The 13,432-nt window shown below is 43.7% G+C and carries 8 protein-coding genes; 1 reads left to right on the top strand and 7 read right to left on the bottom strand.

Annotated features, from left to right (window positions below; all coding sequences use genetic code 11):
* Positions 1–5: 5 nt before the first annotated feature.
* The 4 genes from V7S74_RS07165 to V7S74_RS07150 form a co-directional block, all read right to left on the bottom strand.
* Complete coding sequence (locus V7S74_RS07165; RefSeq protein ID WP_406778093.1) at positions 6–908, bottom strand: hypothetical protein; 903 nt, start codon at positions 906–908, stop codon at positions 6–8.
* 1 nt (position 909) lies between these two features.
* Positions 910–1,932 (bottom strand): cytochrome-c peroxidase, encoded by a 1,023-nt coding sequence (locus V7S74_RS07160; RefSeq protein WP_406778092.1) that lies wholly within the window; start codon positions 1,930–1,932, stop codon positions 910–912.
* A gap of 1 nt (position 1,933) precedes the next feature.
* Complete coding sequence (locus V7S74_RS07155; RefSeq protein ID WP_406778091.1) at positions 1,934–2,725, bottom strand: MbnP family protein; 792 nt, start codon at positions 2,723–2,725, stop codon at positions 1,934–1,936.
* Between the two features lie 66 nt (positions 2,726–2,791).
* Positions 2,792–3,169: a hypothetical protein gene (locus V7S74_RS07150; protein WP_406778090.1), complete on the bottom strand. Its 378-nt coding sequence runs from the start codon at positions 3,167–3,169 to the stop codon at positions 2,792–2,794.
* Positions 3,170–3,236: 67 nt separating this feature from the next.
* Between V7S74_RS07150 and V7S74_RS07145 the strand changes: the two genes are divergently transcribed.
* Entirely contained in the window at positions 3,237–4,769 is a 1,533-nt protein-coding gene (locus V7S74_RS07145) for an ADP-ribosylglycohydrolase family protein (RefSeq protein ID WP_406778089.1), read from the top strand.
* Here V7S74_RS07145 and V7S74_RS07140 read toward each other — a convergent pair whose 3' ends face one another.
* The 3 genes from V7S74_RS07140 to V7S74_RS07130 all read right to left on the bottom strand — a co-directional run bounded on the left by V7S74_RS07140 (position 4,770) and on the right by V7S74_RS07130 (position 13,424).
* Complete coding sequence (locus V7S74_RS07140) at positions 4,770–8,513, bottom strand: beta strand repeat-containing protein (protein WP_406778088.1); 3,744 nt, start codon at positions 8,511–8,513, stop codon at positions 4,770–4,772. It abuts the gene before it with no gap.
* A gap of 1 nt (position 8,514) precedes the next feature.
* The gene (locus tag V7S74_RS07135; RefSeq protein ID WP_406778087.1) at positions 8,515–10,680 is read right to left on the bottom strand and encodes a hypothetical protein; all 2,166 of its coding nucleotides are present in this window, start codon (positions 10,678–10,680) and stop codon (positions 8,515–8,517) included.
* Positions 10,681–10,856: 176 nt separating this feature from the next.
* Positions 10,857–13,424 (bottom strand): beta strand repeat-containing protein, encoded by a 2,568-nt coding sequence (locus V7S74_RS07130; RefSeq protein ID WP_406778086.1) that lies wholly within the window; start codon positions 13,422–13,424, stop codon positions 10,857–10,859.
* Between the last annotated feature and the right edge of the window lie 8 nt (positions 13,425–13,432).

Genomic DNA, 13,432 nt, shown 5'->3' with positions numbered 1-13,432 from the left:
GGGACTTATAACAAATAGCTGAAATGAATTGAAAATCTATCGATGGCTTTTAGCTCCCCTCCAGAAAGATGTTGAGTCGCGGGTTTAGCATAATTTGCTCCCATCACAAATCGCTTCGAAAAAGCTTCTAAACCGATTCCAAGCCAGTGAACTGATCCACCTGTATTTTCTTGAACAAGTCCAGACCGAACGTCCTTTGCCGCATATTCAAGTGTGCTACTTACATAGGGCATTAACGTTACTTTATGCCCACGACCATAGGCATAGAAAAAGGTGCTTGCTAAACTAGAACGGGCCCCAAAACGGTAGGAATCCGGATTTTTTCCTGGTAAACGAAATTGGGCATCTGCATTCACACCCCATTCATTATAACGGACATTATAGAGTGCATTCCACAATACGTCCGTACTACCAGTTCCTAATTGGAAATTAGCATTAGCCACTTGAGATGGATTGGCTTCTTCATAGCGAAATTTTCCAAGTGGTGGCTTCACTCCCATTCCCACCAATAGAGATTGATTCACCTCGTGCATGGTGGAATCCAATAAGGTGTTTAAGAGGTTATAGTGAACAAATAACGTGGGATCTGAAAGCCCAGCTATTTGTACCGTATTTTGTTGCGCGATTTGATTTTGGGTGTGCGTCGAATAGGGTAAAATCGCCATCACTTGCACCTTGTTGATGGGATAAAAACGTCCCCAAACTTCAGTACTTTGAAACGATTCCCGCGTCTTCAAAACCGGGCTGTTTAGGTGAGATTCAAAAGATTGTTGTCGGTAACGAACCCCTATAAAACCCCGGTTAGAGGCAGGCATCAGCCCTAAAAAGGAATTGCTATTTGCGCAACCACAAAGGTCACAACCAACGGAAGGAAAAGCGAAAAGAATCAATAAGACTATTTTTTTCATATCAATTCCCCACAAATTTCGGATTAGTTAGAAATTCTCGATCAGTCAATGTTTTTAAGAAAGCCACTATTTTCGCTTGTTCATCCTCGGACAAGGCAATCCCATCCTTAACTAAAGGGTCGACATTTTGACTTTGCTGAACACCCGTAGTATAATGACGCAGCACTTCATCTAAGGTATAGAACCGGCCATCATGCATGTAAGGTGCTGTCATTTCCACATTGCGCAAACTAGGTACTTTGAACTTATATCGATCACTCGGATTCTCTGTAATTCGAAAACGTCCCTCGTCTTTAGAGCCCTGTATATTCAACCCATTATTGCGGTAGCTTTGGTCGGTAAACAAATCCCCCGCATGACAAGAACTACATTTCTGCTTAAAAAGGTTTAAACCCTCCTGTTCGTCTGCCGTTAATATACCCACCTCTTTTCGGATAAATTTATCGTAGCGGGAGTTCGCTGAAACGAGTGAAATCATAAACTGGGATAAGGCTTTTAGAAATTTCTGAGACGTAATCTCCGTAGAACCGTAGGCCTTTTTAAATAAGGCGGGGTACTTAGAACTCGACCGAAGTTTCGTCAAAACATTTCCTAAATTTTCATCCATTTCTAACGGATTTTCGATGGGGGCGACGGAAAATAAGTCCAAATCGCCCACACCGCCATCCCAGAAAAACTCCTTTTGCCAAGCCATATTTTGGATAGGTTGCGCATTCCGTGTTCCCACCCGATTGTCTACCCCGTGACTCACATCGTGGCCATGGTGCGTGAAAGCATAACTTTGGTTATGGCATTCTGCACAGGCAATCGAATTATCCCGAGATAACATAGGTTCATTAAACAAGGCCTTCCCTAACTCAAAACCATCCGCTGTTACTGGATTTCCAGCTAAGGCATAGGCAGGAGCAGGAAAATTAGCAGGTGGATTAAAGAGCCCTTCCGCTACAGGCGCAACTGGCTCAGGCTCCTTCTCAGGCGCCGAACAAGCCAAAATCAAAAAAGGCAAAAGGAGTAGTTTCCGCATCTTAATGGATATGATCTACCGTGAATACTTTCACATAATTATTCGCAATAGGGCCAGCTGCCGCTGGAGACATGACCACAGCTCCATTCGCAATTTTCAGAGGGGAAACACCGGAGAAAACTTTGGAAATATCCGCGATTAAATGAATTGTAGGCGACTTACTTTTACGAACAGCAGCCACAGCAGGTAAACTCATGGTCACCGTACGCAAATTATTTGCCGTCACGGCCGTTCTTCCCCCAAATCCTCCTACGTGATATTGGTATTTTTTCAACCCAGCTGCATTTGTAGGGGCAACGGATGAAATTCCTTCCATTTTAAAGAAAATATAACCCGAATTCCAAGACCAATACATGTTATCCGTTCCATAAGAGGCGATATCTAAAACACCAGTTCTTTGATCTACCGCAGATATACTTTTCACACTATCTACGCCGACCGTGAAAGTCATCTCTGTATAATCAGCAGCAGGCACGTCTTTAATAACCGGCATCAAAGACGTTTTATCCGCCTGACGAACTAAAAAATACTGATCAGGCATCTTCACTACCGTGCCATCCGTCTTTTTAAAAGCCACATTTGAGATAAAATAATTCAATGTCGTGATGGTAAAATCCTCACCAGAAGTATTCGTATACTTCGTATCGTTTAAGATCAAAGACTGAGCCGCTACGCGATTTTCAAATTCTAAGGTAATATTGTTTTTATCCGTCGCGCCGATAGGCTCTAGTGATTCAGTGGAGCAGGCTGAAAATACAGCCGCAATGCTTGCTAATAGAAATAACTTTTTCATGAATAATTAATTAAAATGAGTAATGCCCGCGATGAAGATCGTAGGTAAATAGTCCAAGAAAATTAATTAAACCTGGGGTGGGTGGAAAAAGCCTTTAGCGGCTGCGTTAGGAAAGAATTCCTGTGTAGAAAAATGGTTTTCAACTAGTTCCGAAGAGGTGAAACGCGCTGTAAAGACCGGTTGAATCGCTTGAAAGCTTAATACAACTTCGGGCATTTTTTCTAAACGCTCCGAATTCGATTTCTGCTCCTTCTCTTCTGCTGCTTTGAGTTTCTTCGCTAAATAACATTGACCATTACAGTTCAACATCGGTTTATCGCGGTTCACACAAAGATTTTCAGCAATATAGTCGCGATTAATGCGGTAGTATGCCACGGCACCCCATTGATTCATCAAGGGAACCTGCATAGCTAAGAACAGTAAAATAGCGACGATGCGTTTCACGATGCAAAGTTAAAACAGGTTTTTGGAAAATAATTATTAATTTACAGAGAATAAATACGAATAAACAATGAAAAAAATCGTCGCCCTCCTCTTATTTGCCTTTGTTACTCAGGCTCAAAATATCTCCATGAGCAAAGCAATTTTGAAAGACAAAATCAAGGGAGGCTGGGCTGGCCAAACGATCGGTGTGACCTTTGGTGGACCTGTCGAATTCCGTTATAATGGCACGATGATTAATTCCTATCACCCTATTCCGTGGTACGATGGCTATCTAAAAAATACGATGATTAATAATCCTGGTTTGTACGACGATTTGTACATGGACCTGACTTTCGTGGAGGTTTTTGAAAAAGAGGGATTGAATGCACCCATCGAATCACATGCGAAGGCGTATGCGAATGCTGGTTATGCGCTTTGGCATGCGAATCAGGCGGGTCGTTACAATATCCTAAACGGAATGATGCCCCCAGCGTCTGGATACTGGGAAAATAACCCGCATGCGGATTGTATTGATTACCAAATCGAGTGCGACTTCGCCGGCTTAATGTCACCCGGAATGCCGAATGCCGCTTCTAAAATCTCTGACAAAATTGGTCACATCATGAACTACGGAGATGGCTATTATGGTGGAGTATATTTAGGCGCTTGCTATACCTTAGCGTTTATCCATAACGACATTAACAAAGTGGTTTCTGAAGCGTTAAAGACTATTCCAGCAAACAGCCAATACTACAAATGCATCGCTGACGTCATCAAATGGCACAAACAATACCCGAACGATTGGACAAAAACCTGGTTAGAGGTTCAAAACAAATGGGCAAACGACATCGGCTGCCCGGACGGCGTTTTCGCTCCGTTTAACATTGATGCGACCGTAAATTCCGCTTATGTGGTGATAGGGCTATTGTATGGCAATGGGGATTTTGGCAAAACAATCGAAATTTCTACACGCTGTGGACAAGATGCCGATTGCAATCCATCGTCTGCCGCAGGTATTTTAGGCGCGATGATCGGCTACAACAAAATACCGGCGTATTGGAAAGTAGGTTTGAAAGAGGCGGAAGACATCGACTTCAAATACACGTCTACATCCTTAAACGATGTCTATGAAATTGGTTTCAAACACGCCTTACAAAACATTAAGAACAACGGCGGTTCCGTTTCCGAAAATGCCGTGATCATTCCTTATAGCGCACCAAAAGCCGTTGCATTCGAACAAAGTTTTGACCATTCCTTCCCGACAGAGAAAATCAACATCGGCAAAAACCTAACTGACGAATACGAATTCGATTTCGAAGGAAATGGCTTCGTAGTACGAGGCGAAACGGCGAAGTGGGCATCACTTGATCCAGGCACTTACGATCTTGAAGTATTTGTGAATGGAAAGCTTCTCGAGAAAGTAAAACTACCCGTGGCATTCACTACTCGCCGCCATGAGATTACGTGGAAGTATAAATTAGCGACTGGGAAGCACCACGTAAAACTGAAAGTGCTGAATAAAGTGGAGGGTTATGACTGCAAATTATTCGACGCGATCGTGTACGCAGAAAAGCCGTTTTTGGCGACAAATGAGCGCTATTTTAGGCTAGGGAATCAGTAATTATTTCGCCCGCAAAGGCAAAAATTCCCCATTGGTAACGGCCACCGGATGTTGGGAAACGGTATAGTATTTATTTTGACTCGCGTTATAGAATTGAACTTGAGCTCTATGGGAATCGGATAGCAGGTATTTTACAAAAAACCGAACTGGGGCACCCGTTGAGCCTAATTTCGTATTCAAAACAGCTCCAAAACGACCCATTCCACCCTCCATTACACTTTGCTTTTTGCCAAATAAGTTAACAAAGGAAGTGGAAGTTGTCGTGAGCGCCCCAAAAGTATTCAAGGCGGCATCCACAGAGGAACCCTCACTCGTAGAAATGGTCAACATCTTATTATTTGTAAATCCTCCATACGTAGTGAAGGTTAGGTTATGGGCCGTATTTCCTAAAGTGATAGTCGCATTTTCATACATATGAAAAGAATAGTAAGTCGCCGTTAATCCCCCATCGTGGAAATTTCCACCTGAAAAATAAAGATTACTATAGCTCGGGATTGCCGTCGCAGACCCGGCCTGCAAGGTCCCACTATACAAAAACAAATCGGCTATTTGGTTAGCGGCACTTAGTTGTAATGTGCCCGTACCTAATTTGGAAAAATTACCTCCTTTCATTAACTGCTTAATCCCATCATTCGCGCCATTGCCGGTCGTAATCACATTATTACCCGTGCTAAATGTCAGATTTCCACCCGTTCTTCCTAAAGAAGTCAAGGTATTATTCACCGTTATACCACCTCCCCCCGTTAGTGAAATGGTACCTCCTCTGCCAGAATAGGACGAGGCATTATTTGTACTCACAGCGCCACTCGCATCAATAGCTGCATTCACGTAGACAGAGCCTGCAGACGAATTCAAATTTATACTCCCCCCATCCGTCAACGGAATCGTCGAACTGGTTGAAACAGGAATGTTCGTACTGATGGCCGCATTCACATACATATTCCCTGCCGTATTTATGTACAAGGTTAAATTCCCCCTATCACCATACCCCGCACTTGCATAACGAAGCGAAATAGGTGCTAGAATATTCACATCTGAATTTCCATTCATCACTAAAAACTTGTTGTAATTAGGTCCGTGCGAATTCCAGGTTTCGATGGGTGCATTTACATTAATGAGACCAGATTGAGTACAAGAAACGCAAGCCGTATTAATGGTGGCATGACTGTAATTAGTTCCTAAAATCAAGTTTAAATCTGACACATTAATATTCGCGTGATTCCCCGATGGGGTAAATACATAGGTCGTATTCGTGGCATTACTCATCAGCGAAGGAGACCACGTTCCGTTGATGGTGGGCCCAGTCGTAAAACGAAGATTTGCATACCCACTGACTGCTGTCGCATTAGGAACGAGCTCGCCCGTATTCAATTGAATGGCGTTCGAGGCACTGAATTGAAGTTGTTCTAATTCAGTTAGACCCAAAACGAGACTGTTTTCTACGTAAATTTTGCCATCGGTTCCACTGCTGCCTGCCGTTCCTTGCCAGCCCGTGATGCGTAAAGTCCTGAAGTCCCAGGTGTTTTTTGGCCCAAAACGAATGGCGTGTGGTCCTGATCCTAATTCGATGGAGGATCCTTCAGATAAAATCGAAATCGGGCCCAATGTCTCAGAAAAACCTCCCGTGCTTAGCTTCCCGCCGTTAAAATAGAGGTTTGACGTATTGGCAATTACGTCCGAAGCCCCTAATTCAATCGTCCCCGCACTCAGTACCGTGGCTCCCGAATAGGAATTAACACTATTCAAAGTCAGCTTTCCAGAACCATCCTTGATCAAACTAGTGGCCACATTTAATACAATGGGGCTATTTCCCCACGTATAGGCCAAACTCCCCGTACCACTCAAGCCCCCATTTAAAATCAAATCCCCTACATCACCGACTACTAGCGCTAGGGCACTCGCATTCAAGGCTCCGTTAATGGTCAGCGTACTTGCTAATTCTGGGTTAATTCGAACGTTACTCGTAGTCAAATTAATGGCGGAATTATACACATTATTCCCGTTTACACTTCGCAAAGCCCCTGTATTAGCGACCCCAGTACCGCTTAAGGTTAAGGGATTAGATACTGAAATTCCTCCATCTAATACCAAGCTCGTATTAATCCCAATAGTCACGGCACCCGAACCTAAACTAGTGTTATTTCGAATCGTCAAAATGCCATTCGTTGCCGTGGTGGTTCCACTATAGTTATTCGCGGAGGCTAAAGTTAAGGCCCCCATACTCGTCGTCAGATTTCCTGTTCCTAAAGTCAATGTGCCGCTGATCGTCATAGAACCCAGTCCTGTCGCTGCTAACGATACATTTGTTCCGGTGACCGATTGATTCAAATAGAGACTTCCGGCCGTGCCGTTGATTGTGGTGGTTTGGCCTATTGTTATGGGGCCTCCCCAGCTATTATTTCCGCTCTCATTAGAGAGCGAAACCGTTCCTTTATTTAAGGCTAATTCCTCTGACCCTACGTTGATATTATTGTACAAAGCTAATCTCCCTGAACCCCTGACGATGGTTCCAGCGCTTGTACTACCCAAGGAACTAGCATTATAAATGGCTAAAGTCCCTGCATAAATAGTGGTTACCCCGGTATAGGTGTTAGCTGTGCTGTGGGTGGCATTGCCTAGGGAAGATGTTTCTCCGTATTTGGCCAAAGACAAAACTCCCAGCCCATCCTCTATCAAACCCGTATACGTTGTGTTCAAATTACTCGAACCTATGGTTAGCGTCACCGCTCCCGCCACTGAACTCGTAATTTTACCAATCCCGTTTATACTCGCAATCGAACCGATCGATTCTGATACTCCATTCAAATCCAACACAGCATTCGCCCCTGTGAAAGTTAGCGTATTATAGTCTGGTAAGGCAGTGCCTCCCTTTAACTGCAAAGTCCCATCGATAATCTCAGAAGAGGATACGCCATTATTCGTACCTGAAAGTAAAAGCGTTCCTGTCCCGCTTTTAGTGAAAGCTCCACCAATTATTTGTCCCGTGATTCCATCATTTTCGCCCCCTACAGTCACTGTGGAATTGCCATCTAAAATTGTAATAGGCCCAGCGTTATATAAACGACCCGTAGAAGTTAAAGTACTTAAAACACTTACGCCATTTGCACTTTTGATCGTAATGGATCCTCCACTCCCTGAATAGGTCCCTAGAGTTATATTCGTCGTGCCACTGCAATTAATAGGCTGAGTTACTTTGACCGAACCCGCCGTCGAATTCAACGTGACGGATCCTCCTTCTGTAGCATTTATATAAGCGTAAGCTGACGTGGGATTATTCATATTGATCGCCCCTGTCACGCTAATATTACCCACTGCATTAATCACTAATTTCAACGATCCTAAATTAGTATCAGACGATGTGGTACTTCGCATAGCCATTGAATTAGCGATGTTCACATCAGAGCCCGCATTCATTGTAAGCGTTCGACTACTCGCTGGCCCATTTTGATTATACGTGCTAAATGCGACGCTTAAGTCGATTTGTCCCGCTTGGGTGCAGGATGCACAGGCTGTGTTGATAATGACATGGCTATTTTTTACTCGCAATAAATCGTCTAATTCCGTTTTGCTGACGGTCGCATTGTCTGCATTTGGGGTGAAGGTATAGGTCGATTGAGTCGTGTTAGAGGATAGTAGAGGCGACCAGGTTCCTCCACTCGTGGCACCTGAAACGATGGCGAGATTGCTATTTTGGGCATTCAATTGAAGCGTTATGAATGCTAAAAGGATGAGTAGTTTCTTCATCCTAGTACGAATAAACGAATTGAACTCGATCACCTACCGCAATTAAGTAGGTGCCATTTTTTGCATTGATATAGGCCAAATAAGGAGTAGGCACCGTCGCATCTGACGCAAAAGAACTGGATGTCTTGTATGCATAGGCATTTTGACTAATCAAAATCCCATTAATGTACATCTTCAGCCTAGACGTCGAATGAGGGGCTTGGGTCAAGGTAAAATTGGTTTGGCCTGCGGTGGTGGCCGTCATCGTTCCAGCAGAACCATTCGAAGCCGTCTCGTCAAAACCATCCTTCAATACACTCGTCCAGCTAGCCAACCCAGAAGAAGTTAAACTCAAAACCTGACCCGTGGCACCCGAGCTAGATGGGAATGTCGTTCCACCAAGCGTTAAGGCGCCGGTTAAACTTGTATTCACAAAAGTCTTATTTGTCAAGGTTTCGGTTCCAGCTAAAGTCGCTAACGTTCCGGAAGTGGGCAAGCTAATTGTTGTAGTACCTGTGGTGATAATGGTGGTGGAATAATTGCCAGAGGTGATTAAATCTCCACCTAAGGTGATCGATTTATTTCCGTTGTTTACGCCGGTCCCTCCGTAAGTCGGTGATAAAATTCCAGAGATGGAGGCACTTCCATCGAAGGGGAAGCCAAAGATCGTTTGGGGTGTGGTGAGGGTGGTGGCGGTGTTTGCGGTTAGGGCGGTTGTGGCTGTAGTTGCTGTCACGGCTGTAGTGGCTGTCGTGGCCGAACTCGCATTTCCAGTTAGATCCCCCACAAAGTTCGAAGAAGTGATAGAAGCAAAGCCAGTTAAATTAGTGTAAGTTCCACCCAAAGTGGCTATCGTTGATCCTAATGTCAACTGAGAATTAGCTAATTGTCCGTTCGTAATGCTCGCTGTTGCAGATAAATTTGCCGTTGTTAATCCCGAGACTGCTAGTGTATTTCCCGAGAGAATGATTCCTGATCCTGCTGTTAGAGGAGCTTGATAGTCCGTTCCTGCTACTAATGGAGCTTGGTAATCAGTACCAGCAACTAAGGGAACTTGATAATCCGTTCCCGCAATCAGAGGTGACTGATAGTCAGTTCCTGCTACCAAAGGTACTTGTACATCAATACCAGGCCGCAAGGGGATTTGAAAATCGACACCAGCCAATAACGGTCGTTGGTAATCGGTACCGGCAATCAAAGGGCGTTGATAATCAGTACCGGCGATCAAAGGACGTGAATAATCTACTCCCGCGACTAAAGGCGCTTGGACATCCATACCAATCTTCAGCCCTAAATTTGTTCGAGCCTCCACAGCGCTGATTGCCCCCGTTCCTCCTTTGGTTATTGGAATAATTCCCGTTAATACCTCCGCATCAATCGGAATAGAAATATTTGATGACCCGTCAAAAGGCACGCCATTGATGGTGCGAGGTGTTTCTAGAGTCGTGGCCTTCGCTGCTAGGTTTGCTGAGCTGGCTTGATTTGTTACGCCGGAATTTGCCGTGCGTTTGTCCACATATGCTTTAATAGCTTTTACGGAAGGGTATTTCTCGCTCGATGCGGAGTCCGCAAGAATGGAAGTAGATTTATTAAAAAGGGATTCTTTATTGTTTAATTCTGCCAAAACCAAGCCCGACACCGGCTTGTCCACATCTGCCGTATTGTCTACATTTCCGAGGCCTAAATTCGCGCGCGCAGCTGGGGCACTCGTTGCCCCAGTTCCCCCTGAGGTAAGTAATAATGTTTTACTCAGCCTCCCTGCCTCCTCCGAAAAATGCGCATAGGGTAAGTAATTTAGGCCACGATTGCTGACCTCGGTGTATTTGGCCCCCTGATTAAAACTCACCTGGGTCATTAACTTCATTAAGGTACTACCCCATTTGATCGCCCCAAAAGTCCCGGCCGCAACAGTATTCTCCCCCGCCCCGATCTCCAAATTTATCAGCCCATAGCCATCCGTCTTTGTCTTGTGCACTTCCTCAAACTGCAAGGTCGTCCCCGCATAAATCCCAAACTTCACCCACACCTCCTTATTCAAATACAACTGCGCCTGCACCGCATTTCCGGGCAATTCAATCGCCGCAGGATCCACAATGAGGGCCTGGTAATTAATCGTCTTAAGGGGAGATTGCGCGTGCGCAGAATGGAAAACACACAGCAGGGCTGCGAGTATGAAATAGTTTTTCATAAGCAATCTTTAAACAGAACAGATTGCTTATTAGTGGTTAAGAAGCAATACGATTATAAATTGAGGGTATTGTGTTGATAACAAAGGTAGTAGGAATTTGCGGAGTGCAAAGAAAGTGGCGAAAATAAAAAAAGCCTTCCCGTTAGAGAAGGCTTTTTTATTAAATCAAGAAGAGGTTATTTAATGTAATACCTTTTTTGACCACTAGTTGTAATTACATACACATTAACTGCTGCACCAGGATCAATAGAAAAGGATGTGACACCACCATTTCCACTTGAACTTGTATAAAACTTAGTACTTGTTAAAGTATTAGAAGTCCATGTAAAATTGCTGTAATTACATATTGTCAACGTAAACCCATCAGGCAAATTTTCAGGAAAATCAGGCATACTTCCATGTTGGGTAGCAATTATGTAACCAGAATAACGATATAGATTAGCTGCTGAAATAAATGGCCAATCATCATATGTTTTTGTTGTTATAGTTTGCCAAGTAGGAACCCCATTTGCATTTGCTGTTAACACTTGACCTGCCGTTCCGTCTACATTGGGATAAGTAACTGCACCTGCTGTTATAGTTCCACTCGTCTTCACATTGGTGACATTCGAATTACCTAATTGAATAGTATTACTCGCCGCAACGTTTGCACCATAACCTAGAGCTGTCGCATTCGATAATGTGGCGGATGAAACATCTGCATCTGTTCCAATTATAGTATTTTGTGATCCTGTCGTGATTGTTTGTCCTGCTCTTTTTCCCACTCCTACGTTATTATTTCCTAATACGTTTATTAAGGATTGATTACCTATTGAGGTGTTTTGCGTCCCAGTCAATAAATTCAACATTGATTCAGCTCCGACAGATGTATTCCCATTTCCAGATGTTAAACTTGGCATATTCCAATAACCAACACTTGTATTATTATCCCAATATGTGCCATTATAACTGCGCATTGCGCCGGCACCAACGGCTGTATTTCTTTTTCCGTTTACATTTGATGAACCCATTGCCCCTTGTCCGATTGCCACACTTTCATCATTATTACCATTACCACGACCTACAGTCACCCCATTTACAGAGATATTAGAACTAAATGTTTTTACCCCTGCAATCGTTTGATTGGTTGTTAAATCGACAAAACTACCTGTACCTGTTGTTATCTCTTTAGTTGAAGTATTATAATACAATAAATTAGAGGTTGCCGTAGTTGAACGTACAGGATTCACATAAAAACCTGCGTTTGTCGGATTTAAACTCGCTCCAGTTGCATTTAAGGCAATACTGTTTGCTACTTGTGCATTATTGCCAGCAAATGATCCAATGGCTACCGCATTTTGACCTTGACCATACTGACCTGCAGCATAGCCCAAAGCAACTGCTTGACTTGCTTGGTTTGATTGAGCGGTATTACTTCCTATCGCAATTCCGTTAGCTCCCTGATTCGCATAACCTGCGACATAACCAATACCGATAGCGCTTTGACCTTGACCGGAATTTCCTGCTCCACCTCCTATGGCAACAGTATTCGCGTTGACACCTTGATTAGGTGTTCCTGCTTGCGAACCGATGGCTACATTATTACTAGTTAATCCCAATTCTCCTTTGAAATTCGCTAATGAAGTTTGGCCGGTTCCACCATTTGCCAATGAAAGTACACCTGTCATTTTTGAGCTTGACACATTTGCTATTTTCGCATCTGTCACAGAGCTGTTGGCTAAATCAACTGTGGCAATTGTACCATCGACAATTTTCACAGAAGTAATTGAATTATCCGCCACACCTGAGGAAGCTAATGCTGCAGAAACGGCTGCGTCCGTGTAGGCTGTAGTCGCAATTTGTGTTGAATTTGTGCGAGGAGAAGCCGTAGGAGCAGTAGGAATTCCCGTAAAGGCTGGGGAAGTTTTTGAAGCTTTCAAAGCTAAAGCTTCCTGAGTCGCTGTCGAAATAGGTTTTGCTACATCCGAAGTGTTATCCACAGAACCTAAACCCACCATCGATTTATCGATTCCTGAAACGGTACCCGTGAAGGTAGGCGAATTAATAGGGGCATAATCGTTCAAATCTGTTAGTGCGGCCTTTGTTGCTAACATGGATGTATCCGCTGTGATAGCCATATGTGCTTCTAAAGCAGCTACCGTCGCCTTTAGGGCTAAAGCTGAATTCACATCTGAGATGTTTGCCTTTAAATCCAATGCTGCTTTTGTCGCAGTTGAGATTGGTTTATCAACATCCGCTGTATTATCCACGTTTCCTAAACCTAAATTAGCCCGCGCACCTACCGCCGTTGTAGCACCAGTTCCTCCACCCGCAATCCCTAAAGTACTTCCTAATTTACCCGCAGTCTCCGCAAAAAGAGCATAGGGCGAATAGGTTAATTTCTGATCTGACACTTTCGTGTAGGAAGATCCATTATCAAAGCTCACGTATACTTGTAATGATTTTTGAACTGCATCCCAAGTGATCGCATTGAAAGCTGTACTTGCCACGGAACCAATGGTTAAATTCACTAAACCATAGGCGTCTGTTTTCGTCTGTTGGATTTCCTCAAATTGCAAAGTTGTCCCAGAAACGATCGCAAATTTCACCCACACATTTCCATTTACTAAAGGTTGCCCTGAGATATCCGAGCCGGGGATTTCAATTTTTGCTGGATCTAAGATGACTGCTTGGTAGGAAATGCCTTTTTGGGCATTTGCTACAACTGAAATAAATAATAGAACAAAGAGTAATAATTTTTTCATGGGAATAG

Origin of the sequence: Aquirufa novilacunae (assembly GCF_045310505.1) — a bacterium.
Taxonomy (GTDB): Bacteria; Bacteroidota; Bacteroidia; order Cytophagales; family Spirosomataceae; genus Aquirufa; species Aquirufa novilacunae.
Note: the sequence above shows the minus strand (reverse complement) of the source record. Positions and strands in the feature narration are given on the sequence as shown.

What these genes read in the sequence shown, in the direction of transcription:
- V7S74_RS07165 (WP_406778093.1), bottom strand. Translation starts at nt 908, where the DNA reads ATGAAAAAAATAGTCTTATTGATTCTTTTCGCTTTTCCTTCCGTTGGT.
- V7S74_RS07160 (WP_406778092.1), bottom strand. Translation starts at nt 1,932, where the DNA reads ATGCGGAAACTACTCCTTTTGCCTTTTTTGATTTTGGCTTGTTCGGCG.
- V7S74_RS07155 (WP_406778091.1), bottom strand. Translation starts at nt 2,725, where the DNA reads ATGAAAAAGTTATTTCTATTAGCAAGCATTGCGGCTGTATTTTCAGCC.
- V7S74_RS07145 (WP_406778089.1), top strand. Translation starts at nt 3,237, where the DNA reads ATGAAAAAAATCGTCGCCCTCCTCTTATTTGCCTTTGTTACTCAGGCT.
- V7S74_RS07140 (WP_406778088.1), bottom strand. Translation starts at nt 8,513, where the DNA reads ATGAAGAAACTACTCATCCTTTTAGCATTCATAACGCTTCAATTGAAT.
- V7S74_RS07135 (WP_406778087.1), bottom strand. Translation starts at nt 10,680, where the DNA reads ATGAAAAACTATTTCATACTCGCAGCCCTGCTGTGTGTTTTCCATTCT.
- V7S74_RS07130 (WP_406778086.1), bottom strand. Translation starts at nt 13,424, where the DNA reads ATGAAAAAATTATTACTCTTTGTTCTATTATTTATTTCAGTTGTAGCA.